Raw genomic sequence first — 23,131 nt, 5'->3', positions numbered from 1 at the left:
CCGGTCTCCGGGGCCCCTCCGTGCGCGGTCCCGATGGCTTACGGCTGTCCGTCGAATTTCGCTCTGCGCGTACAGACCCCCCGCCCGGAACACCCGCTGAGCGCGGAGGGTTGTGCAAAACGACGCGTACCGGGCCCACCGCGCAGACACACGAGGTCAGCCGAGCCGGTTCGCGGCGATAGAGTAATGAGGCGCGGACGCCCGTCCCGGGCGCTCGCGCACCGGCCCCGCCGAGAGTCTTGACCACCAAGATCGAGTGCGCACGGCACGTGAGGAGCACGAGGGCATGTTCGAGCGGTTCACCGACCGAGCGCGACGGGTTGTCGTCCTGGCCCAAGAAGAGGCCCGGATGCTCAACCACAACTACATCGGTACGGAACACATCCTGTTGGGCCTGATCCACGAGGGTGAGGGCGTCGCGGCCAAGGCCCTGGAGAGCCTCGGGATCTCCCTGGAGGGCGTCCGCCAGCAGGTGGAGGAGATCATCGGCCAGGGCCAGCAGGCGCCGAGCGGGCACATCCCGTTCACGCCGCGGGCCAAGAAGGTGCTGGAGCTGTCGCTGCGCGAGGCGCTGCAGCTCGGCCACAACTACATCGGCACCGAGCACATCCTGCTCGGCCTGATCCGCGAGGGTGAGGGCGTCGCCGCCCAGGTGCTGGTCAAGCTCGGCGCCGACCTGAACCGGGTCCGCCAGCAGGTGATCCAGCTGCTCTCCGGCTACCAGGGCAAGGAGCCTGCCGCGGCGGGCACCGCGCCGGGTGAGGCCGCGCCGTCGACCAGCCTGGTGCTGGACCAGTTCGGCCGGAACCTGACCCAGGCGGCCCGCGAGGGCAAGCTCGACCCGGTGATCGGGCGCGAGAAGGAAATCGAGCGGGTCATGCAGGTGCTCTCCCGCCGTACCAAGAACAACCCGGTCCTGATCGGTGAGCCCGGCGTCGGCAAGACCGCCGTGGTCGAGGGGCTGTCCCAGAAGATCATCAAGGGCGAGGTGCCCGAGACGCTCAAGGACAAGCAGCTCTACACGCTCGACCTGGGCGCGCTGGTGGCCGGCTCCCGTTACCGCGGTGACTTCGAGGAGCGCCTCAAGAAGGTGCTCAAGGAGATCCGCACCCGCGGCGACATCATCCTGTTCATCGACGAGATTCACACCCTGGTGGGTGCGGGTGCCGCCGAGGGCGCGATCGACGCGGCGAGCATCCTCAAGCCGATGCTGGCCCGTGGCGAGCTGCAGACCATCGGCGCGACCACCCTCGACGAGTACCGCAAGCACCTGGAGAAGGACGCGGCGCTGGAGCGCCGGTTCCAGCCGATCCAGGTGGGTGAGCCGTCGCTGGCGCACACCATCGAGATCCTCAAGGGCCTGCGCGACCGCTACGAGGCGCACCACCGGGTGAGTATCACCGACGCCGCGCTGGTGGCTGCCGCGACGCTTGCCGACCGCTACATCTCCGACCGGTTCCTGCCGGACAAGGCGATCGACCTCATCGACGAGGCGGGCGCCCGGATGCGGATCCGCCGGATGACCGCGCCGCCAGACCTGCGTGACTTCGACGAGCGCATCGCCCAGGTGCGTCGCGACAAGGAGTCCGCGATCGACGCGCAGGACTTCGAGCGCGCCGCTCAGCTGCGCGACAAGGAGAAGCAGCTGCTGGGCCAGAAGGCGCAGCGGGAGAAGGAGTGGAAGGCCGGTGACCTGGACGTCGTCAGCGAGGTCGACGACGAGCAGATCGCCGAGGTGCTGGGCAACTGGACGGGCATCCCGGTCTACAAGCTGACCGAGGAGGAGACCTCGCGCCTGCTGCGCATGGAGGACGAGCTGCACAAGCGCGTCATCGGCCAGGAGGACGCGGTCAAGGCGGTCTCGAAGGCCATCCGGCGTACCCGTGCCGGCCTGAAGGACCCGAAGCGCCCCTCGGGCTCGTTCATCTTCGCCGGCCCGTCCGGTGTGGGTAAGACCGAGCTGTCCAAGGCGCTCGCCGAGTTCCTGTTCGGCAGCGAGGACGCCCTCATCCAGCTGGACATGTCCGAGTTCCACGACCGCTACACGGTCTCCCGGCTCGTCGGTGCCCCGCCCGGGTACGTCGGCTACGACGAGGGTGGCCAGCTGACCGAGAAGGTGCGGCGTCGGCCGTTCTCGGTGGTGCTCTTCGACGAGATCGAGAAGGCCCACCCGGACGTGTTCAACACGCTGCTCCAGATCCTGGAGGACGGTCGGCTCACCGACGGTCAGGGTCGGATCGTGGACTTCAAGAACACGGTCATCATCCTGACCACCAACCTGGGCACCCGGGACGTGGCCAAGGCGGTCTCGCTGGGCTTCCAGGCCTCGGAGGACTCCGAGTCGAACTACGACCGGATGAAGCAGAAGGTCAACGACGAGCTCAAGCAGCACTTCCGGCCCGAGTTCCTCAACCGGATCGACGACACCATCGTCTTCCACCAGCTGCGTCAGACGGAGATCCTGTCGATCGTCGACATCATGATCGCCCGCATCGAGACCCAGCTGCGGAACAAGGACATGGGTCTTGAGCTGACCGACAACGCCAAGAAGTACCTGGCTGCCAAGGGCTTCGACCCGGTGCTGGGCGCGCGGCCGCTGCGCCGCACGATCCAGCGCGACATCGAGGACAACCTCTCCGAGCGGATCCTCTTCAACGAGCTGACCCCGGGTCAGATCGTGGTGGTGGACTGCGAGGGCGACCCGAACGACATCGACAAGTCCAAGCTCGTCTTCCAGGGCTCCGAGCGCCCGGTCGACGTGCCGGACGCCGTCCCGGCTGATCTCGGTGGCACCGCTACCACCGGTGCGGACGAGTCTGCGGCCTGAGTTCTACCAGCTCACATCGACGGCGGCCCGGTGGCATCTGCCACCGGGCCGCCGCCTTTTCGCGCCACGGCAGCGACCGGATCCCGTCGGGCAGCGATGGTTATACCGGACAAAACGTCAGACCGGCCCCACCGTGGGCAGACGATCCGAGTCGTCGGTCAGAGTCGTCAACCTTGTGGTGACGGTCACGGTTTGCCGGGGCATGTGCGCCCACCAGGAGCGGTTGTACGAGGGGTACGCGGCGGCACCCACCCGGTGAGACCGTTGCCGTCCGACAGCCGCCTTGCCGAATGACGCCGAGGCATGCTGCTACTTCCCTCCGACGCGATTCGCACCCCTCCCCTTTTCCGGGGTGTCGTGTCGATCCCCGAGATGGAAGGCGATGACCATGACGACTCTGATCTACAAGGCCGCCCTGACCGTCGCCGGTGCCGTTGTCGCTGGTGGAGTGGTCGCCGGTCCGACCGGCGCAGTCGCCGCTTCCCCGAACTCCAGCCAGCCGGTCGCCGACCGCGGCCACGCCAAGGGTGAGCGGCAGCTCAACGTGCGCTATCAGGCGCAGCCCAACTACTACTACTGTGGCCCGGCCGCGGTGCGCAACGCGCTGACGGCCATGGACAAGGACGTCCCGCAGGACGAGTTGGCCCGAGAGATGGGTACCACCGAGCGTGGCACCGACTCCGCGTACGACATCACCAAGGCGCTCAACGAGCGGGTCGGTAAGGACGTCTACCGCACGGTGGAGATCCCCGGCCGGGCCGCTGACGGTGCCGAGACCGATCGGTTGCGCGCCGACATCGTCCGCGCGGTGGACGAGGGTCGCAGTGTGGTGGCAAACGTCGCCGGCACGGCGTTCGACCTTGACGGCGGGACGCACTCCTTCGAGGGCGGGCACTACGTCTCGGTGACCGGTTACCGGGACGGCGGTGCCCAGGCGAAGATCGCTGACTCCGCCGACCCGGCGAAGGCCGAGTACTGGATCGACATCGAGGCATTGGCCGACTGGGTCGCCACCCGCGGCTACTCCGCCTGACCCGTCAGCCACCTGACCTGTCGACCGCCTGATCGGCTGGCAGCCGGATCGGCCAGACACTCTCAGGGCCGGCCTCCGGATGGAGGCCGGCCCTGACGCGTCGGAGCCGGGCTCAGCCGGGCACGGGTGCCGGTGGGCCGTCGCCGATCAGGCGGAAGGACGCCTCGCCGACCGGCTCGACCAGGCCGTCGGTGACCAGGCCGGCCAGCGCCCGAGCCCGTTGCACGTCGTCGTCCCAGACCTGGTCCAGGCGTTGGTGCGGCACCGGGCCGGTCGCCTCCCGCAGCACCCCGAGCAGCAGGCCGCGTACCTGGCGGTCGGTGCCCGCGTACCGCTGCGGTCGTCGGGTCGGCCCGGCCGGGGCGACCTGGCCAGAGGCGCGCCAGGCGCAGATCGACTCCACCGGGCAGGCCGGGCAGCGGGGTGACCGGGCGGTGCAGATCACCGCCCCCAGCTCCATGATCGCGGCGCTGGCCAGGGCGGCGGCAGCCAGCTCGACGGGCAGCAGTTCCTCGGTGGCGACCAGGTCGGCGGGGCGGGTCGCCGGGCCGGCGTCCGGCTCGCCGGCCACCGCGCGGCAGACCACCCGGCGTACGTTGGTGTCGACCACCGGGTGTCGCTGACCGTACGCGAAGGCAGCCACTGCCCGGGCCGTGTACGTGCCGACGCCGGGCAGGGCGAGCAACTGCTCCAACCGGTCCGGCACCGCGCCGCCGTGCCGCTCCACGATCGCCACCGCGCAGTCGCGCAGCCGGACCGCACGACGCGGATAGCCGAGCCGTCCCCACATGCGGATCGCCTCGGCCGGACTGTCCTGTGCCAGGGCGGCCGGTGTGGGCCAGCGGTCCAGCCACGCCTGCCAGGCGGGCAGCACCCGCACCACCGGGGTCTGCTGGAGCATCACCTCGCTGACCAGGATCGCCCACGGGCTGACGTCGGGTTTGCGCCAGGGCAGGTCCCGGGCGTTGTGCTCGTACCACCGGCTCACCAGTCCGGCGAATGTCGGTTCCGTCATCGCGTCGCTGATGATGTCACGCGCTCCGGTTCCGCCGATTGGACACCTCCGGGCGGGCCGTGGCCAGTGGCGACCGACGATCGGGGAGAATGCCCGGATGAACGAGCTCGCGATCACCGTCATCGGCCGGGACCGGCCCGGCATCGTGGCCGACGTCGCCGAGGTGCTCGCTCGGCTCGGGGCCAACCTCACCGACAGCACGATGACCCGGCTACGGGGGCACTTCGCGATGACCCTCATCTGCGTCGGTCCGTCGGCCGCGGAGGTCGAGGACGCCCTGGGCCCGCTGACCGCCGACGGCCAGCTGCTGGCGACCGTACGACAGGTGCGGCCGGACGGGGAGACCACGCCCACCGGTGAGCGCTATGTCATGTCGGTGCACGGCGCGGACCGGATGGGCATCGTGGCCGCGATGACCCGCGCCGTGACCGTGGCCGGCGGCAACGTCACCGACCTGAGCACCCGGCTGGTGGGATCGCTCTACGTGGTCGTCGCCGAGGTCGATCTGCCGGCCGATGTCACCGACACGCTTCCGGGTCAGCTGGCGGAGGTCGCCGCCGGCCTGGGCGTGGAAGTCACTCTCCGTCCCGCCGACCCGGATCTGCTGTGAGCGGGCAGGTGGGCGGGCCGGATCTGGACCCACAGTCACCGACGGGCCTCGGTGACTGGACACCGGAGCTGCTCGGCCCGGGTCAGGTGTTGCCTGTGGTCTCCGCGCCGCACCCGGTGCTCAGCCGGGCCGGTGCGCCGGTCGACCCGACCGCGGAGGAGACCGTACGGCTGGCTGCCGACCTGGTCGCCACGATGCGGGTGTCGCCGGGCTGCGTGGGTCTGGCCGCGCCGCAGGTGGGTGTGGGCGCGCAGGTGTTCGCGGTGGACGTGACGGGGCACGCCAAGGCGGTCACCGTGCACGGCACGTTCGTGCTCTGCAACGCCCGAGTGGTCGAGGCGACCCGATGGAAGGCGGGCCGGGAGGGGTGCATGTCGGTTCCCGATCTCACCGGGGACGTCAAGCGCGCCAGCCGGCTCGTTGTCGAGGGGGCGTTGCCCGGCAGCGGTGAGCAGGTCCGCCTGGTGACGGACGGTTTCGAGGCGCGCGCCCTGCAACACGAGATCGACCACTGCGCCGGGCTGCTCTTCCTGGACCGGGTGGCCGGCGCACACGCGATCTATCAGCGCAAGGTCTATCTCTGAACCGGCCGCGCCGGTACGAAGAGTGACGACCCTGGTCGGGTCTGTCGACAGTGGAGGATGGGTTCCGATGGCTCCGGTCTGCCTCGGCGCGTCGTTACCGTCCGTTCTGCACGACGCCGCTACGGTGGGGGCATCATGCGTCTGACGGTCGGCCCCCTGCCTCCCGCCGTGTACTGGCGGCGTCGCGCCGTCGTGCTCGGCGCGGTCCTGCTTTTCCTGATTGTGCTGCTCTACTCGTGCAACGGCCCGCGTGGCGGCAACGATGCGACCGGGGGCGACCAGCCCGATCCGGGCGTCTCCGGCACGCCGGAGCCCACTACCTCGGTGCTGACGCCCCAGACCGGTTCGCCGCCGCCGTCGTCGTCGTCGGGTGACGCCGGTGCCGGTCCGGCCACACCGACCGAGACCCCCGGGCCCGGGTCGAGCCTGACAAACAATCCGCCGGCCGTCGCACCCGTGGCCGACGAGGGCACCTGCACGGACGCGGAACTCTCGGTGACCGCTGTGGCGCTGCCTGCGAAGGTGGTCCGGGGTGCCTCGGTGGACCTGCACCTGAAGGTCCGCAACCGGGCCGACCGAACGTGCAGTCGGGATGTCGGTGCGACCGCCCAGGAGATCTACATCAAGTCCGGTGCCGAGGTGGTCTGGTCGTCGGACACCTGCGGCACCGCCGCCGGGTCGGACGTGCAGTCCTTCACCTCGGGCTTCGAGCGCTCGTACCAGGTGGGCTGGAACGGCAAGGACAGCAGCCGGTGCGCCAACGGGCTGGCGAGCGGCGAAACCCCGCCCGCCGGGACGTACGAGGTCTTCGCTCGGGTGGGTACCAAGCTGAGCCAGCCGGTCAAGCTCGTCCTCACCGACTGAGCGAGCGTCAGACGTACCGCTCCAGGATGGACGCCTCGGCGAGCCGGGACAGGCCCTCGCGTACGCCTCGGGCCCGGGCGTCGCCGACGCCCTCGACGGCCTGCAGATCCTCCACGGTGGCACCGAGCAGCCGCTGGAGACTGCCGAAGTGCAGCACCAGCCGGTCCACCACGGCCACCGGCAGCCGGGGCACCTTGGCCAGCAGCCGGAAACCGCGAGGGCTGACCGCCGCGTCCAGCGCGTCGGAGGCGGCCGGGTAGCCGATGGCCTTGGCGACCGAGACCAGATCGATCAGCTCGGTGGCGGTGAGCAGGTCCAGCTCGACCAGGGCCTCGTCGAGCGTGCGGGGCTTCCGACCGGTCGGCAGGTAGTCCCGGATGACAAGCGTGCGGTCGGCGTCCACCCCGGCCATCAACTCGTCGAGCTGGAGGGCGAGCAACCGGCCGTCGGTGCCCAGCTCCACCACGTAGCCGGCGATCTCGTCGGCGATCCGGCGGACCATCTCCAGCCGCTGCACCACGGCTACCGCGTCACGCACGGTGACCAGGTCCTCGATCTCCAGCGCCGAGAGCGTGCCGGAGACCTCGTCCAGCCGGAGCTTGTAACGCTCCAGGGTGGCCAGCGCCTGGTTGGCCCGGGACAGGATCGCCGCCGAGTCGTCGAGCACGTGCCGTTGCCCGTTGACGTAGAGGCTGATGATCCGCATCGACTGGCTGACCGAGATCACCGGGTAGCCGGTCTGCCGGGCGACCCGCTCGGCGGTGCGGTGCCGGGTGCCGGACTCCTCAGTCGGGATGGTCGGATCGGGCATCAGGTGCACCGCGGCGCGGACGATCCGGGTGCCGTCACTGGACAGCACCACCGCGCCATCCATCTTGCACAGCTCGCGGACCCGGGTGGCGGAGAACTCGACGTCGAGCGGGAAACCGCCGGTGCACAGCCCTTCGACCACCTTGTCGTAGCCGAGCACGATCAGGGCGCCCGTCCGCCCGCGCAGGATGCGTTCCAGACCGTCGCGCAGTGCGGTGCCGGGTGCCATCAGGGCCAGATTGGCGCGCAGCGGATCGCCGGCGCTGCCACCCCCGGTCACGCTGATGCTGATCGGACGGGCGGGCGAGCCCACGGCGCCGGTGCGGGCGTGGGGCGTCGCGCCGGCAGGCTTGGTGGTATCGCGGTCGACTGGCACGGGCACAGTCTACGGACTGCCGTGCGGTGGGTGCTCCTGTGGTTACTGTGATGTGTCACGATCCGTCCCTCCGTCCGGGCCGGGCGGAATCACCCGGGACGTGGCTTTCATTCCGCCGATGCCCGGGCTGCCGCCTGAAGCGCCGAACGGACGTTGTCGACCTCGATCACCCGCATCTGGTCGGGACCGGCACCGGTGCTGGTCGGCCCGCAGCCCGGTGGCACCAGGGCCAGCCGGAAGCCGAGTCGGGCCGCCTCGGTCAGCCGGCGGGGCACCGCGCCGACCCGGCGTACCTCACCGGTCAGACCGACCTCGCCGATCGCCACGAGGTGGGGTGCGATGGCCAGGTTGAGGCCGCCGGAGGCGACGGCGAGCGCGACCGCCAGGTCTGCCGCCGGCTCCACCACCCGGATGCCCCCGACGGTGGCCGCGAAGACCTCCCGGTCGTGCAGGGTGAGTCGCTCGGTGCGGCGCTGCAGCACCGCGAGCACCATCGCCAGACGGGCCGAGTCCAGACCCGAGACGGTACGCCGGGGGGAGCCGGCCACCGTGGCACCGATCAGCGCCTGCACCTCGGTGACCAGGGCCCGCCGCCCCTCCATCGCCACCGTCACGCAGGTGCCCGGCACCGGCTCGGCGTAGCGGGTGAGGAACAGCCCGGACGGGTCGGCGAGGCTGCTGATGCCGCCCTCGTGCATCTCGAAGCAGCCCACCTCGTCGGCCGCGCCGAAACGGTTCTTGACCCCGCGCACCATCCGCAGCGACGAGTGCTTGTCGCCCTCGAAGTGCAGCACCACGTCGACCAGGTGCTCCAGCACCCGAGGGCCGGCCACCTGGCCGTCCTTGGTGACGTGGCCGACCAGCACGGTGGCGATTCCGCGTTCCTTGGCGACCGAGACCAGCGCGGCGGTGACCGCCCGCACCTGGGTGACCCCGCCGGGCACCCCCTCGGTGCCGGTGGTGGAGATGGTCTGCACCGAGTCGAGCACCAGCAGGCCGGGCTTGACGGCGTCGAGGTGACCGAGCACCGCCGCCAGGTCGCTCTCGGCGGCCAGGTAGAGCTGGTCGTGCAGGGTGCCCATCCGCTCGGCCCGCAGCCGCACCTGGCTGACCGACTCCTCGCCGCTGACCACCAGCGACGGGCTGCCCGCGCCGGCCGCCCACTGCTGGGCCACGTCGAGCAGCAGGGTCGACTTGCCGACACCGGGCTCACCGGCGAGCAGCACCACCGCCCCCGGCACCAGCCCGCCGCCGAGCACCCGGTCGAGCTCGCTGACGCCGGTGGGCCGGGCCCGGGCCGGTGCCGCGCTGATGGTGGCGATCGGCCGGGCCGGCTCGGCGGGCATCCGGGAGCTGACCACCCGTCCCGAGACGGTGGGACCGGTGATCGTGCACTCGACCACCGAACCCCATTCGCCGCATTCGGGGCAGCGTCCCACCCACTTCGGTGGCTGGTGGCCGCAGGCGTCGCACTCGTACGCGGGCCGGGGCTCGCGGGCGGAGGCCTTGCCGCGCCCACCGGTGGTGCCGCGCCCACCGGCGGCGCCTCGGGCCGGAGTCGATCGGGAGATGCTCACCCCAGCGACGCTAACCCCCGGGTACGACGACGGCGCCGCCGGCATGGGGTCACCACGCCGGCGGCGCCGGAATTCGGTCGGGCGGGACCTGCCGCCCGGTGGGTCAGTGGCCGCCTTCGCCCTCGAACTCGGTGTGCCGCTCGATGATGGGCGAGGGCGGCGGCGGCGGGGTGAGCGGCACGGCCACCGGGGCCGGGCTGGTGATCTGGTCGCCGCCACCGAAGTCGAATTCGACTGTGATGTTCTGGCCCGCGAGCACGGCCCCGTTCAGCCCGATGAGCTGCAGCACCCGGTCACCCTCGGTGTTCAGCTGCACGTAGCTCAGCGGCGGGATCTCGATCCGGGCCGGCTGGCTGTCCGGCGACGAGGTCGGATCCGGCGACGGCGAGTCGTCGGGCGAGGGGGAGTCGTCGGGCGAGGGCGAGCCGGTCGGTGAGGGGGAGCCGGTCGGCGACGGGCTCGCGGTGGGCGACGGGCTGGTCGCCGCACGGACCGTGGTGAGCACGACCTCGCGGGCGTCCGGCGAGGTGACCGTTACGGTGATCGGGTTGTGCGTGTCGTTGTAGAAGACCGCGTTCAGCACAGCGTTGTCGCCGGCCTGGTAGCCCTCGACGCCCGGGTACGCGACCAGGACGCCTTGCACGCCGTACTTGCCCTCGGCGCCCTGGAGGTTGACGCCCTGGACCGACGGCACCTTGTTGGCCGTCTCGGAGATCTGGCCGGCGCCGCACCCGGACAGCAGCAGCGCCGCTGCCGCCGCGATTCCGGGCAGCAGTACGGCAGCTCGCCGGGATCCCCTGATCGAGCGCGTCACGTCGGTCCTCCTCGTCACGATCACTACCCGGCTAACCCGCCGGACCCGCTGGCCATGCCCGCGCAGACCGCGCTCCAGGGTAGTTGGAGCTGATCGTGGGCCGCACGCCGACCCGGTGCTGCCACCTGCCCGGGTGAGGCTCAGACCAGCCGACCACTCGTGACCAGCAGCACGACATCGATCAGAGCTACCAACATCATCGCCCGGAAGGCGGCCACCGGGCGGACGCCGGCTCGTTCGGCGCTGCGACCGGCGTACCAGGCGCTTGCGGTGATCATCAGGGCGGCGGCGACTGTTGCGAGGCCCACGCCCGACGGCGGGCCGGGCGGTCCGAGCACAAGCGTGCCGGTCGCCGCGACCAGCAGCCCGACGGCCGCCAACCGGCTACCCGCCGGGCCCAGCCGGTGTGGCAGCCCGCGTACTCCCGTCCGGGCGTCGTCGGCGAAGTCGGGCAGCACGTTGGCGAAGTGTGCGCCCGCGCCGAGCAGGGCAGCGGCGGCGACCAGCCAGAAGGGCGGGGCGGGTGCGCCGGGCAGGGCCAGGACCACGAAGGCGGGCAACGCGCCGAAGGAGATCGCGTACGGCAGCACCGAGATCGCCGTCGACTTCAGCGGCCAGTCGTAGAGCAGGGCCGAGACCAGCCCGATGGTGGCCCAGAGCGCGGCCACCGGGTTCGTGGTCAGCGCCAGCGCCACGGTGGTGATGGCGGCCAGCGTCGCGGCCACCGCCACCAGTCGGCGGCTGACCAGCCCGGCGGCGACCGGTTTGTCGGCCCGGCCGACCAACGCGTCCCGGTCGGCGTCGACCAGGTCGTTGGTCCAGCCGACGGCGAACTGACTGGCCGCCACGGTGATCGCCACCGTGGCGATGCCGTGGGGCTGGTGACCGGTGCCGGCGGCGAGCAGGGCGGCCACTGTGGTGACTGCCGCCGTCGGCTCCGGATGGCTCGCCCTGACCAGCCCTAACACCGTCGACGACATAACGGAAGTCTGGTCGTTACCCGTCAGTCGTGCCACGCTCGATGTCATGCGTGATGCCGGCCTGAGCCTGCCCCGCAACGATCCGCGCCAGTACGACGACCTGGCCGGGGAATGGTGGCGGCCGGACGGCGCCTTCGCCATGCTGCACTGGCTCGCCCAGGCCCGGGCGGCCCTGGTGCCTCCGGCGGCACGTCCGGGTGCGCTCCTGGTCGACCTCGGTTGCGGTGCCGGCCTGCTCGCCCCGCACCTGGTCGGCAAGGGTTACCGGCACGTCGGGGTGGACCTGACCCGCTCGGCGCTGATCCAGGCGGCCGACCACGGCGTCACCGTGGTCAACGGTGACGCCACGGCGGTGCCGCTCGCCGACGGCTGTGCCGACGTGGTCGCCGCCGGCGAACTGCTCGAACACGTCCCGGACTGGCGCGCCGCGGTCGCGCAGGCGTGCCGGTTGCTGCGACCGGGCGGCCTGCTCGTGCTCGACACGCTCAACGACACGGCCCTGAGCCGGCTGGTCGCGGTCCGGATCGCCGAACGGCTGCCCACCGTGCCGCGTGGCATCCACGACCCACGGTTGTTCGTGGACGATCGTGAGTTGGTCGCCGAGTGCGCCCGACACGGGGTGGATCTGCGGGTGCGTGGCGTCCGCCCGGCCGTGCCCGGCCTGCTGCGCTGGTTGCTCCGCCGGGCTCGTGGCATCGGGACGCCGCCGGACCAGGTGCCGCGCATCGTGCCGACGGCCTCGGCCGCCGTGCTCTACCAGGGCCACGGGGTACGCGACGGATAGCGGAACTCGACGGGGGGTATGGGGATGGGCGAGGAGGGTTCCATGAACGAGCGTCATCGGGTGGGTGGTCGGCGGGGCGCGGTGACCCGCGTCGATGCGGAGCGCCGGCATGGGTGAAGCGGCCGCGGCCGCGGCTCGCCGGTTGGCGCCCCGGTTGGCGGCGCGGGCCGCCGAGCATGACCAGGCCGGTTCGTTCCCGGCCGACGACTTCGCCGATCTGCGCGCGGCCGGACTGTTCGGGTTGATGGTCCCCGCCGAGCTCGGTGGTGCGGGCGCCACCTTCGCCGAGTACGCAGCCGTCGCCACCGAGCTGGCCCGCGGCAACGGCGCGACGGCACTGGTGTTCAACATGCACGCCTCGGTCACCGGCGCGCTGGGGGCGGTCACCGAGGAACTGGCCGAGGCGCTCGGCGTACCGAAGGAGGCGCTTGCCGCCCGGGACCGGTTGCTGCGGGCGGCGGCCGACGGGGCGTGGTACGCCGTCGCGATGAGCGAACGCGGCGCCGGCGCCCGACTGTCCCAGCTCAGCACGGTATACGAGCCGGTCGACGGCGGCTGGCGGATCAAGGGCAGCAAGACGTTCTGTTCCGGTGCCGGTCACGCCGACGGCTACCTGGTGGCCGCCCGCAGCGCGACCGACCCGTCGATCGTCTCGCAGTTCCTGGTTCCGGCGGGGGAGGGTCTCACCGTCGAACCGACCTGGGATTCCCTCGGCATGCGGGCCACCGCCTCGCACGACCTGCACCTGGACGTCACGGTGCCGACAGATCGGCTGCTCGGCGGGGTGGAGGGGCTGGCCCTGGTGGTCGCCCAGCTCATGCCGCACTGGCTGGTGGCCAGCTACGCCGCCGTCTACGTCGGGGTGGCCCGGGCGGCGATCGACGCGGCGGCGGAGCACCTCAACGCTCGCAACCTCGCCGGCCTGCCGGCGGTACGCGCCCGCCTCGGTCGGGCCGACGCCGCAGTGGCGGCGGCACAGCTGACGGTGGCCGAGGCGGCCCGCCGGGTCGACGAGGCACCCGGTGACGCGGAGACCAACCGGTGGGTGTGGCGGGCCAAGCTGCTGGCCGGTACGACCGCCGCCGACGTGGCGGCATCCGTGCTGGAGGCGGCGGGCACCTCCGCCACCCGACGTGGCCACCCGTTGGAGCGCCTCTACCGGGACGCCCGGTGCGGGTCGCTGCATCCGGCCACCTCTGACGTCTGCGCCGACTGGCTCGGTGTCGCCGCCCTCGGTGGTGACCCGGACCGTGAGGGCTCGGCCCCTCGTTGGTGAGGGTGGTAGGTCCGACCAGAAGGAGGGTGAAGCCGTGTCGGTACCGGTGATCGCGGGCCTGGGCACGGCTTCGCCGCCGTCGGCGGACCAGGACGAGTTGTGGGAGCGGTTCTTCTCCCGGCACTACTCCGGCAGCACCCGAGCGCTCGCCGAGCGGATCTTCGCGAACTCGGGGGTCGACCGGCGACAGGCCGCGGTCAACCCGTTGATCGAGGACGTCTCCGACTGGCCGACCGAGCGGCGGATGCGCCGATACCAGGTCGAGGCACTGCCGCTGGGTAAGGAGGCGGTGGGCCGGGCGTTGACCGCCGCCGGGCTGGCGGCCGGTGACATCGGGCTGTTCGTCGTCTGTTCCTGCACCGGGTACGCCACGCCGGGGCTGGACATCCTGCTCGCCCGGGACCTGGGCATGGCCCCGTCGACCCAGCGGATGTTCGTGGGTCACATGGGTTGCTACGCGGCGTTGCCCGGGCTGGGCGCGGCGAGTGACTTCGTGACCGCGCGGGGACGGCCGGCGCTGCTGCTCTGTGCCGAGCTGACCAGCCTGCATCTGCAACCGTCGTCGGCGAGGGTGGACACCCAGCAGATCATCTCGCACGCGCTCTTCTCGGATGCCGCCGTCGCCGCCGTGGTGGTTCCCGGCGGCCGTGGGTACGCCGTACGCGCGGTCACCTCGGTCACCGACTCGTCCACCGCCGATCACATGACCTGGGACGTGACCGATACCGGCTTCCGGATGGGGCTGTCCCCCAAGGTGCCGCAGGTGCTCTCGGCCCACGTCCGGGGTCTGGTCGACGAGTTGTTGACCAGTCACGGCAGCAGCCTGTCCGACGTCGACGGCTGGGCCGTACACCCGGGGGGACCGCGCATCCTCAACGTGGTCGAGCAGGAGTTGGCCCTGGCCCCTGCCGCGCTGACCGCCTCTCGGCAGACCCTTGCCGAGCACGGCAACTGCTCGTCTCCCACCGTGCTGCTGATTCTCGACCGGCTGTTGCGGTACGCGCCGTCGCCACGTCGAGTGGTGATGCTCGCCTTTGGACCCGGGTTGACCCTTTACGCAGCGTTGCTGGAACGTCAGGCCTGAGCGGCTCGGCGGCGGCTACCCTTCAGGGGTGGACGTCGATGCCATTTCCCGCTTGCGTGCGGCCTTGCTGGTCGGGATCGGCGTCGCCGCGTTGGCCCTGGGCGGCTGGTGGTGGCGGGCGGAAGCCCCGGCGTCGCCGCCGGCGGGGGAGCGCCTCGAGGTCGCGTCGGAGGATGCCGTCTGGCAGGCGGATCGGAGCAGGTTCCGACAGGAGCCGGGCACATCCTCGTCGATCGTGATCGAGTCCACCACCGGCACGGTGCTTGTCGATCCGCACACCGGGCAGGTGATCGGGTCCGTTGCCGAGAGCGACGCCGGCCGTGGCGCGGGACGGGGTACCGCCCGACACGCGGCGGTGTGGACCGAGCGGGCCTCGCTGAACGCGGGCACGGCGCTGGCCCGGGAGTCCCGGCTCGATCGCGACGAGCGGAATGTGCTGGTCTTCAGTTGCACCGGTCCCGGCGAGCTGCTGGTCACCGTCGTGGGCGCCAGAGCCGGCGATCCGCTGACGGCGGCCTGCGACGGCACAGTGATCACGACGGAGATGGTCGGCACCGGCGCGAACGTGACAGTGCTGTTCTCCACCGCCGGTGCGGCGCCGCTGCAACTGGTGGCCCGCCTGGTCGACCCGTCCTGAGCAGGCGGGCTTCAGCCGGCCAGGACGGCCAGTTCCCCCTGGTAGTCGGCGACCGAACCGACTGCGGGGACCACCAGCACGATTCGACCGGTGCGGTCGGCGAGCAGGGCGGTCACCGCGTCCGGGCGGGCCGGCAGGTGCAGGAAGGCGCGCAGCCCGCCGGCCGGATCGCCGAGGGCGCGTGCATTGCTGCCCGCAGGAGCTGTTCGAGGGCGTTGCGCCCCGACGGTGACGACGTTGACGCCGACGGGTGCCACCGCGGCCGCCTCGGTGACCCGATGCGGGCAGGCGCACCCGTCCACCAGCAGCACCACCGCCGGCAGCAGCCCGCGCAGCGGCACCGGCGACTGTTCGGCGTCGACGAGGTCCAGTGCCGGTAACGCCCGCCCGTTGAACTGGGTGGGTGTGGGTTCGGGCCCCGCCGTGGCCGGTTCGGGAGTTCCCCTGCCGGCGCGGGGCCAGGTGACGGTGACCAGGCCGGCGACGGTGGCGATGACCGCGACGAGCAGCACCAGCACGGGCGCAGTCGGGGGACGCCACCGGCGGGGTGGGCCCATCATCTGCGTACGCAGCTCACGGCGGACCTGTTCGGCCTCTGCGGCCAGCGCGGAGGCGTCGTCCGGCACGACCACCCGACCCCACTCGGGAGGCAGGTCGGGCAGCCCGGGACCGTCGGCGTCAGCCTTGCCCATCACGACCCCCTGGTGCTTCCTGGGTACGCGGACAGTGGCCTCTCCAGCGTCCCGTACTGCGCGCGGTCCCGCTACCGCTGCCCACACTTGGGTACGGCGAGATATCATGGGGTGGGTGCGTAGCCTTTGATCTCTGGTTACTTGATCTTTGAGTGCCTGATCATCGGGTGTCTGAGCAATGAGGTACTTGATCTCTGGCGTGGGCGGAAATCGCTGACGTAGAGGTATTGGTCTGCAGACGTATTGATCATTGGTGGGTTGATCATTGACGGGCACGCCGAGGATCACGGCCTTTTCGTCGGCCATGCCCGATGGGTCATCTTCGGATTACAGAGCGTGCTCGAATCATCGGATCGGTCATATGTCAAGCCGAAGAAAGACCTCTCACAGGGCCCCTGAGCTGCGCCAACGGTCAGGACAGCGGTGAGACATCGGTGCCTGAGCGTGTTACCCTAGACACAGCGAAAGGGGTTTCGAACCTATGGTTTTCAGTGTCGGCGAGACCGTTGTTTACCCCCACCACGGGGCCGCACTCATCGAGGCAATCGAGACTCGGGTCATCAAGGGCGAGCCCAAGCAGTACCTCGTCCTGAGGGTCGCGCAGGGTGACCTGACGGTCCGGGTGCCTGCCGAGAACGCCGAGATCGTGGGTGTGCGCGAGGTGGTGGGCGAAGAGGGCCTGGGCAAGGTCTTCGACGTTCTCCGGGCTCCGCACACCGAGGAGCCGACCAACTGGTCGCGACGTTACAAGGCGAATCTGGAGAAGTTGGCCTCCGGCAATCCGCTGAAGGTGGCCGAGGTCGTCCGCGACCTGTGGCGCCGGGAGCGGGAGCGGGGCCTTTCCGCAGGTGAGAAGCGCATGCTCGCCAAGGCCCGGGACATTCTCGTCGGCGAGGTCGCGTTGGCCGAAAAGAGCACCAAGGACGAGGCGGAGACGTTGCTCGACAAGGTGCTGACCGAGGCCTAGTCCGCACAGCATCGTCGTACCCACTTCGTAGCGAAGAAACCATCGAGGACCGCGACGTGACCGCGCAGCTGAATCCGCGCGGTGACGTCGCGGTCCTCGTGCCTGCGGCCGGTGCCGGCGTACGCCTCGGCCCCGGCCGACCCAAGGCGCTGCGGCTGTTGGCCGGGGAGCCGCTGCTGGTGCACGCGGTCCGTCGGCTGGCTGCCGCCGCGTCGGTGCACACCATCGTGGTGGCTGCCCCGATCGCCGAGGTCGCGGCCGTACGTGACCTGCTCGCCCCGATCGCACCGGTCACCGTGGTACCCGGTGGGGCCGAACGGCAGGAGTCCGTGGCCGCCGCCCTTGCCGCCGTGCCCGTCGGGCCCGACATCGTCCTGGTGCACGACGCGGCCCGCGCCCTGACCCCGCCCGCCCTGGTGGAGTCGGTGGCAGCCGCGGTGCGCTCGGGCCACGACGCGGTCATCCCGGTACTCCCGGTGGTCGACACGATCAAGGAAGTCGACGCGGATGAGCTGGTGCTCGGCACCGTCGACCGCCGAGCGCTGCGGGCGGTGCAGACCCCGCAGGGGTTCCGCCGGTCGGTACTGGCCGCCGCGCACGCCGCCGCCGGTGACGCGTTGACCGACGACGCCGGGCTGGTGGAGAAACAGGGCGTACCGGTGTTCTGTGTTCCCGGCTCGGATCACGCCCTGAAGATCACCCGCCCCTTCGATCTCGCGTTGGCTGAGCACCTGCTGGCGACCGATCTCCGCACGCGTACCCTCGATTCATGATCGTTCCTCGGGTGGCCATCGGCACGGACGTGCACGCCTTCGAGGCCGGCCGACCCTGCTGGGTGGCCGGCCTGCACTGGTCGGACCAGGACGGGTTGGCCGGGCACTCCGACGCCGACGTGGCCGCGCACGCGGCCTGCAACGCGCTGCTCTCCGCCGCCGGGCTGGGTGACCTCGGCGCCAACTTCGGGGTGGGGCAGCCGGAGTGGGCCGGGGCGAGTGGGGTACGCCTGCTGGTCGAGACCGCGCGCCGGGTCCGCGCCGCAGGCTTCGCCATCGGCAACGTGTCCGTGCAGGTCGTGGGGGTACGACCCAAGATCGGTCCACGCCGGGAGGAGGCCGAGCAGGTGCTGTCGGAGGCGGTCGGCGCCCCGGTCACGTTGTCCGCCGCGACCACCGACGGGCTGGGTTTCACCGGGCGCGGAGAGGGACTCGCCGGGATCGCGGTGGCCTTGGTGTACGCCCAGCCGAGCGCCTAGGCTCGCGCGATGTCCGCCGACGTACCCGCCGACCCGCCCGCCGCCGACGGCTACCTGCAGCGCGCCACCCTCCTCGCCGAGCTGGGCCGCTACGACGAAGCGGTCGGTGAACTCGGTTTCGCGCTCGCCCTCGACCCCGCCCACGTGGAAACGCTCGTCATGCTCGCCCGGGTGCAGCTGGCCGCCGACCGGCCCGTCGAGGCGTTGGCCGCCGCCGAATCCGCCGTTGCCGCCGCACCGGGGCAGGTTCCCCCGCTCGTCCTGCGTGGCCTGGCTCTCGGCGACCTGGAACGGTACGGCGAGGCCGCGGGTACCGCCGACGAGATCCTGGCCCTGGGCCCGCAGGACGCGTACGCCCAACGCAGCGCGGCGGCGATCCTGGCTGGTTCCCGCAACGGCCAGCCGGCCCTGAACGCCGCCTGGCACGCGGTGGAGTTGGCACCCGAGGAACCCCAGGGGCACCTGGTGCTCGGCCTGGTGGCGGCGAACATGCGGATGTTCGATCTCGCCGAGCGGGCCTACCGGGAGGCGTTGCGACTGGACCCGCGACTGGCCGAGGTCAGTGAGGACGTCGGCGTGCTGCGGTTGGAACAGCGACGCTGGAGCGCCACTCTGGAGCAACTCGCCGAGGCCGCCGTGCCGACGCTGCCGCCTACCGATCCCCGCCGGACCGAGGTGAACCGTCCGGAACAGGCTCCCGACGATCTGCCCCGGCAGGGCCCGTACCCGCCCAGCGGTCCGGGCACCAACCAGCAGCCCGGCTGGCCGACCGAGGGTAGGACCGGGCCGGGCGGGCCGGCTGAGGGTAGGACCGGGCCGGCTGACGGGGGTACCTGGCCGAGCGGACCGCCGGCGGGGTGGGACACGCCTGCTGGCGAGCGCCGCCCGGGGCCTGTTCCCAGCGCGGGTGGGGAGCAGCCGGGCCACGGTGCGGCCGAGTTCCCTGAGCCGGGCCGGCGCGGCGAGCCGGTGGATGCGGGTCGGGCCGGCACCGGTCCGTTCGTCGCGCGTCGTCCGGTGCCGGCGGCGCTGCGGCAGTTCGTGCTCTGGGGGGCCGGCTGGTCGATGGTGGCCGCCATCGTGATCGCCTGTTCGGCGACCACCGGTTCCGGGTTCTCCCGGTTCATGGCGGTGCTGGCGGCCGCCGGCGGGGGCATCGTGCTCTGGCGGCACGCGTCCCGACTGCCCGGCCTGACCCGGACCGTGCTGCCCGTACTGCGGCGAACCGACCGTCCGCTGGTCCTGGCCGTGTACGCGGCAGCCGCCGCGCCCGCGCTGATCCTGCTCTACGCCCTGGTCGGCACGCCCTGGCCGCTGGTGCTCTCCATCGGCATCGCCACCGTCGCCCAGTTGACGATCGTCTCGCGCCCGGTGGCCTGAGCCCCGCCCTCGCCGTACGGCAGGGCAACGGGCCTGGCGTTGGTGCGACGTGCGCAGCTCCAACGCCTGCGATCCTGGCGCGTTAAGAAGGGGCCCCTTCACCTCGCGAGGCGTTAACAAGGGGCCCTTCCTTCGTCAGCGGCGGGACCAGGTCCAGGCGTAGGCGTCGTCCTCGCAGTCGGCTGCCGCGTCGCACAGGTCGAGCGGGCGGAAGGTGTCGACCATGACGGCCAACTCGTCGAAGAAGTCGACACCGATCGAGCGTTCCGCGGCACCGGGCTGGGGGCCGTGGGTGAAGCCGGACGGGTGCAGCGAGATGGAACCCTGCTCGATGCCGGAACCGCGCCGCGCCTCGTAGTTGCCGCCGGTGTAGAAGAGCATCTCGTCGGAGTCGACATTGTGGTGGTGGTACGGCACCGGGATGGCGTCCGGGTGGTAGTCGACCTTGCGGGGGACGAACGAGCAGATCACGAAGTTCGGGCCCTGGAAGGTCTGGTGCACCGGTGGCGGCTGGTGGATCCGGCCGGTGATCGGCTCGAAGTCGTGGATGGAGAAGGCCCACGGGTACATGTGACCGTCCCAGCCGACCACGTCGAACGGGTGGTTGGCGTAGACGTGGCGGGTCCAACCGCGCCGGTGGCGTACCAGCACCTCGACGTCGGTGCCGTCGACCAGCAGCGGCGCGTCCGGTCCCCGGACGTCCCGCTCGCAGTACGGCGAGTGTTCCAGGAACTGGCCGCGCACCGAGAGGTAGCGCTTGGGTGGGCCGATGTGGCCGGTCGCCTCGACGGCCAGCAGCCGGGTCGGCGTGTCCCCGGTGGGCACCAACCGGTGCACCGTCGAGGTCGGAATGATCACGTAGTCGCCGGCCACCGCGTCCAGTACGCCGAAGGTCGACTCGACCCGCAGGGTGCCCGCCTCGACGTACAGGCAGTGGTCGCCGGTGGCGTCGCGGAACAGCGGGGACGGCCGGTCGGCGAGCACGTAGGCGATGCGTACGTCGTCGTTGGCGAGCAGGTAACGCCGACCCAGGATCGGGTCGGCCCCGGTGCCGTCGAGTTTGTGGGTGCGCAGGTGCCGGGGCTTGAGCGGCAGGTTGGGCATCCGGGTCACGGCCGGCGGGGTGAACTCCTCGGCGGCGACGATCGCGGTCGGGGCGTACCGGTGGTAGAGCAGGGACGAGTCGGAGGAGAAGCCCTCCTGGCCCATCAACTCCTCGGTGTAGAGGCTGCCGTCGGGCTGCCGGAACTGGGTGTGGCGCTTGCGCGGCAGTTCGCCGACGCTGCGGTAGTACGGCATGTCGCCTCCCGGTCACCAGCTCGATGCGTCCGATTATCGGACGCTGTTGTCCGCTCCTTGTAGCGTCCCGTACATTCTTGTCTCGTGTCAACGCAGCTGCCCGCACTCGTCGCCGGCCTGGTCGACGATGCCGCCGTCTTCCCGCCGGGCAGCGCGTCGCTGCCCGACGCCGTCGCCGCCCACCGGCGACACCGCGCCGACTGGTACGCCGACCTCGTCGGCCCGCTGCTGCTGCCCGCCTCCAAGGTCGCGGCGGGCGAACTGAGCGGGCTGGTCGACCCGGCCGAGGGCTTCGTGATCGGGCTGATCGGCGACACCGGCCTCGACCGGCTGCCCTTCGCGCTGTCGTTCCTGCCGCCGCTCGGAGTGGCCGTCCGGCAGCTGGAGGCCCCGGTCGCCAAGCGGGGTGAGGACCCGCAGCCCGGCCTGACCGAGCTGATCAACCTCACCGAGCGGCTGGGCGAGGTCGCCGTCTTCGCGGAGATCCCGTTGACGTTCGGCCTGAGCGCCGCCCTGGACACGCTTGCCGAGGCGCGCTCCCGTGGGCTGTCGGTCGCCGCCAAGTTCCGTACCGGTGGGTTGGCCGCCGAGCTGTTCCCCACGCCCGCCGAGCTGGCCGCGGTCATCTGCGCCTGCCGGGACCGGCAGCTGCCGTTCAAGCTGACCGCCGGGTTGCACCACGCGGTGCGCCACCTCGACCCGGAAACCGGCATCACCCATCACGGCTTCGCCAACGTGCTGGCCGCGACGCTGGCCGCCGCCGAGGGCGCTGCGGTGGGGACGGTGACCGAGCTGCTCACCGTCCGCGACGAGCGACCCCTGGTGCAGCAGATCGAGGGCCGGCACGACCTGGCGCGTCCGCTGTGGATGGGCTTCGGCTCGTGCAGCATCGTGGAACCACTTACCGATCTGATCCGGCTGGGGCTGGTGAACGGGAGAAATCAGGCATGAGCGAGCGAGTGAGCTGGGTGGCGGGCGCGGAAGGGTCCGGTTTCGGCATCCAGCACCTGCCGTACGGGGTGTTCCGGGTCGGCGACGGGGAACCGCGCATCGGCGTACGCATCGCCGACGTGGTCCTGGACCTGGCCGCCGCGGAGGACGCCGGTCTGGTGCTGGCCGGCGGGGCGCTGCGCCGGCCGACGCTCAACACGTTCCTGGCGCTGGGTCGTCCGCAGTGGACCGCGGTGCGGCAGCGGATCACCGAACTGCTCACCGACCCGGCCCACCGGGCAGCCGTGGAGCCGCTGCTGGTGCCGCTGGAGCAGGTACGGATGGAACTGCCCATCGAGGTCGCCGACTACGTGGACTTCTACTCCTCGGAGCAGCACGCCTCGAACGTCGGCCAGATCTTCCGACCCGGCCAGCCGGCGCTGCTGCCCAACTGGAAGCACCTGCCGATCGGCTACCACGGGCGGGCCGGCACCGTGGTGGTCTCCGGCACCCCGGTGGTACGCCCGCAGGGCCAGCGGCCGAGCAAGGACGGGCCGGTCTTCGGCCCGTCGGTACGCCTCGACATCGAGGCCGAGGTCGGGTTCGTGGTCGGCGTACCCAGTCCGCTCGGCGCCCGGGTGGCCGCCGCCGACTTCGACGAGCACGTCTTCGGTGTGGTGCTGGTCAACGACTGGTCGGCCCGGGACATCCAGGCGTGGGAGTACCAGCCGCTGGGCCCGTTCCTGGGCAAGTCGTTCGCCACCTCGATCGCCGCCTGGGTGACCCCGCTGGACGCGCTGCGGAGCGCGTACGTGGCCGCGCCGGAGCAGGATCCGTCGGTCCTGGAATACCTGCGCGACGAGCCGCACGTCGGGCTGGACCTGCGGTTGACCGTGCAGTGGAACGGCGAGACGGTAAGCGAGCCGCCGTTCGCCGGGATGTACTGGACGCCGGCCCAGCAGTTGGCCCACCTGACCGTCAACGGCGCCTCACTGCGTACCGGTGACCTCTACGCCTCCGGCACCGTCTCCGGTGACCGGCGTGACCAGGTCGGCTCCTTCCTGGAACTCACCTGGGGCGGCGCCGAGCCGGTGACCGTGGGCGGGGCGGAACGCACGTTCCTGCTCGACGGCGACACCGTCACCATCACGGCCACCGCACCCGGACCGGACGGCTCCACCATCACATTGGCCGAGGTTACGGGGATGATCGCGCCAGCCCGCTGACCCCTATCCGACAGGCCCGCGCTGTCGCACCGGCTGTGCGATCAAGGGCCGTCACCGTCTTCGTTGATCGTCTCGGAATTCCGTCGCCACACCGCGCCGGGCTGACCGGTGCCC

At 71.5% G+C, this 23,131-nt stretch carries 21 protein-coding genes and 1 pseudogene; 15 read left to right on the top strand and 7 right to left on the bottom strand.

Annotation, left to right across the window (positions count from 1 at the left end; translation table 11 throughout):
* Positions 1–286 precede the first annotated feature (286 nt).
* Positions 287–2,827: an ATP-dependent Clp protease ATP-binding subunit gene (locus C1A38_RS01170; RefSeq protein WP_102656024.1), complete on the top strand. Its 2,541-nt coding sequence runs from the start codon at positions 287–289 to the stop codon at positions 2,825–2,827.
* Positions 2,828–3,209: 382 nt separating this feature from the next.
* A complete protein-coding gene (locus C1A38_RS01165; protein ID WP_102655965.1) occupies positions 3,210–3,860 on the top strand; it encodes a C39 family peptidase in 651 nt (216 codons plus the stop codon).
* 112 nt (positions 3,861–3,972) lie between these two features.
* Here C1A38_RS01165 and C1A38_RS01160 read toward each other — a convergent pair whose 3' ends face one another.
* Complete coding sequence (locus tag C1A38_RS01160) at positions 3,973–4,875, bottom strand: iron-sulfur binding domain-containing protein (RefSeq protein WP_102655964.1); 903 nt, start codon at positions 4,873–4,875, stop codon at positions 3,973–3,975.
* A 97-nt stretch (positions 4,876–4,972) separates the two neighbouring features.
* Here C1A38_RS01160 and C1A38_RS01155 point away from each other — a divergent pair, with 97 nt between their 5' ends.
* The 3 genes from C1A38_RS01155 to C1A38_RS01145 all read left to right on the top strand — a co-directional run bounded on the left by C1A38_RS01155 (position 4,973) and on the right by C1A38_RS01145 (position 6,933).
* Complete coding sequence (locus tag C1A38_RS01155) at positions 4,973–5,485, top strand: glycine cleavage system transcriptional repressor (protein ID WP_102655963.1); 513 nt, start codon at positions 4,973–4,975, stop codon at positions 5,483–5,485.
* A 23-nt stretch (positions 5,486–5,508) separates the two neighbouring features.
* Positions 5,509–6,069: a peptide deformylase gene (locus C1A38_RS01150; RefSeq protein WP_102656023.1), complete on the top strand. Its 561-nt coding sequence runs from the start codon at positions 5,509–5,511 to the stop codon at positions 6,067–6,069.
* Between the two features lie 135 nt (positions 6,070–6,204).
* A complete protein-coding gene (locus C1A38_RS01145) occupies positions 6,205–6,933 on the top strand; it encodes a hypothetical protein (protein ID WP_102655962.1) in 729 nt (242 codons plus the stop codon).
* Positions 6,934–6,940: 7 nt separating this feature from the next.
* Here C1A38_RS01145 and disA read toward each other — a convergent pair whose 3' ends face one another.
* The 4 genes from disA to C1A38_RS01125 all read right to left on the bottom strand — a co-directional run bounded on the left by disA (position 6,941) and on the right by C1A38_RS01125 (position 11,538).
* Positions 6,941–8,119 (bottom strand): DNA integrity scanning diadenylate cyclase DisA, encoded by a 1,179-nt coding sequence (disA, locus tag C1A38_RS01140; protein ID WP_102655961.1) that lies wholly within the window; start codon positions 8,117–8,119, stop codon positions 6,941–6,943.
* Positions 8,120–8,226: 107 nt separating this feature from the next.
* On the bottom strand, positions 8,227–9,696 hold the full coding sequence (gene radA, locus C1A38_RS01135; RefSeq protein WP_199180037.1) for a DNA repair protein RadA: 1,470 nt from the start codon (positions 9,694–9,696) through the stop codon (positions 8,227–8,229).
* A 103-nt stretch (positions 9,697–9,799) separates the two neighbouring features.
* Positions 9,800–10,510: a hypothetical protein gene (locus tag C1A38_RS01130; RefSeq protein ID WP_102655960.1), complete on the bottom strand. Its 711-nt coding sequence runs from the start codon at positions 10,508–10,510 to the stop codon at positions 9,800–9,802.
* Positions 10,511–10,650: 140 nt separating this feature from the next.
* Complete coding sequence (locus C1A38_RS01125; protein WP_377680383.1) at positions 10,651–11,538, bottom strand: UbiA family prenyltransferase; 888 nt, start codon at positions 11,536–11,538, stop codon at positions 10,651–10,653.
* Between C1A38_RS01125 and C1A38_RS01120 the strand changes: the two genes are divergently transcribed.
* The 4 genes from C1A38_RS01120 (at position 11,537) to C1A38_RS01105 (ending at position 15,271) form a co-directional block, all read left to right on the top strand.
* Positions 11,537–12,274: a methyltransferase domain-containing protein gene (locus C1A38_RS01120; protein WP_102655958.1), complete on the top strand. Its 738-nt coding sequence runs from the start codon at positions 11,537–11,539 to the stop codon at positions 12,272–12,274. The genes C1A38_RS01125 and C1A38_RS01120 overlap by 2 nt on opposite strands.
* A 109-nt stretch (positions 12,275–12,383) precedes the next feature.
* Entirely contained in the window at positions 12,384–13,550 is a 1,167-nt protein-coding gene (locus C1A38_RS01115) for an acyl-CoA dehydrogenase family protein (RefSeq protein ID WP_102655957.1), read from the top strand.
* 34 nt (positions 13,551–13,584) lie between these two features.
* Entirely contained in the window at positions 13,585–14,634 is a 1,050-nt protein-coding gene (locus tag C1A38_RS01110; protein ID WP_102655956.1) for a type III polyketide synthase, read from the top strand.
* Between the two features lie 52 nt (positions 14,635–14,686).
* On the top strand, positions 14,687–15,271 hold the full coding sequence (locus tag C1A38_RS01105; RefSeq protein WP_102655955.1) for a hypothetical protein: 585 nt from the start codon (positions 14,687–14,689) through the stop codon (positions 15,269–15,271).
* A gap of 11 nt (positions 15,272–15,282) precedes the next feature.
* On the opposite strand, the gene C1A38_RS01100 is transcribed toward C1A38_RS01105, so the two are convergent.
* Positions 15,283–15,963, bottom strand: coding sequence for a hypothetical protein (locus C1A38_RS01100; RefSeq protein ID WP_102655954.1), 681 nt, complete (start codon positions 15,961–15,963; stop codon positions 15,283–15,285).
* A 481-nt stretch (positions 15,964–16,444) separates the two neighbouring features.
* Here C1A38_RS01100 and C1A38_RS01095 point away from each other — a divergent pair, with 481 nt between their 5' ends.
* From C1A38_RS01095 to C1A38_RS32125, 4 genes and pseudogenes are all read left to right on the top strand, one after another.
* Positions 16,445–16,930 (top strand): CarD family transcriptional regulator, encoded by a 486-nt coding sequence (locus C1A38_RS01095; protein ID WP_007073334.1) that lies wholly within the window; start codon positions 16,445–16,447, stop codon positions 16,928–16,930.
* Between the two features lie 56 nt (positions 16,931–16,986).
* Positions 16,987–17,703, top strand: a complete 717-nt coding sequence (gene ispD, locus C1A38_RS01090) for a 2-C-methyl-D-erythritol 4-phosphate cytidylyltransferase (RefSeq protein ID WP_102655953.1) — start codon at positions 16,987–16,989, stop codon at positions 17,701–17,703.
* Positions 17,700–18,182, top strand: a complete 483-nt coding sequence (ispF, locus tag C1A38_RS01085; protein ID WP_102655952.1) for a 2-C-methyl-D-erythritol 2,4-cyclodiphosphate synthase — start codon at positions 17,700–17,702, stop codon at positions 18,180–18,182. Before ispD ends, ispF begins: the two co-directional genes overlap by 4 nt.
* A gap of 9 nt (positions 18,183–18,191) precedes the next feature.
* Positions 18,192–18,839 (top strand): annotated as a pseudogene (locus C1A38_RS32125) (tetratricopeptide repeat protein); the annotation flags it as partial.
* Between the two features lie 858 nt (positions 18,840–19,697).
* Here the strand turns inward: C1A38_RS32125 and C1A38_RS01075 are convergent.
* Entirely contained in the window at positions 19,698–20,861 is a 1,164-nt protein-coding gene (locus tag C1A38_RS01075; protein WP_102655950.1) for a homogentisate 1,2-dioxygenase, read from the bottom strand.
* An 84-nt stretch (positions 20,862–20,945) separates the two neighbouring features.
* Between C1A38_RS01075 and C1A38_RS01070 the strand changes: the two genes are divergently transcribed.
* Together C1A38_RS01070 and fahA are read left to right on the top strand one after the other, a co-directional pair.
* On the top strand, positions 20,946–21,812 hold the full coding sequence (locus C1A38_RS01070) for a hypothetical protein (protein ID WP_102655949.1): 867 nt from the start codon (positions 20,946–20,948) through the stop codon (positions 21,810–21,812).
* A gap of 8 nt (positions 21,813–21,820) precedes the next feature.
* The gene (gene fahA / locus C1A38_RS01065) at positions 21,821–23,017 is read left to right on the top strand and encodes a fumarylacetoacetase (RefSeq protein WP_102656021.1); all 1,197 of its coding nucleotides are present in this window, start codon (positions 21,821–21,823) and stop codon (positions 23,015–23,017) included.
* Positions 23,018–23,131 lie beyond the last annotated feature (114 nt).

Origin of the sequence: Verrucosispora sp. ts21 (assembly GCF_002879555.1) — a bacterium.
GTDB lineage: Bacteria > Actinomycetota > Actinomycetes > Mycobacteriales > Micromonosporaceae > Micromonospora > Micromonospora gifhornensis.
The sequence above is the reverse complement of the archived record's forward strand: the minus strand, read 5'-3'. Positions and strand labels throughout refer to the sequence as shown.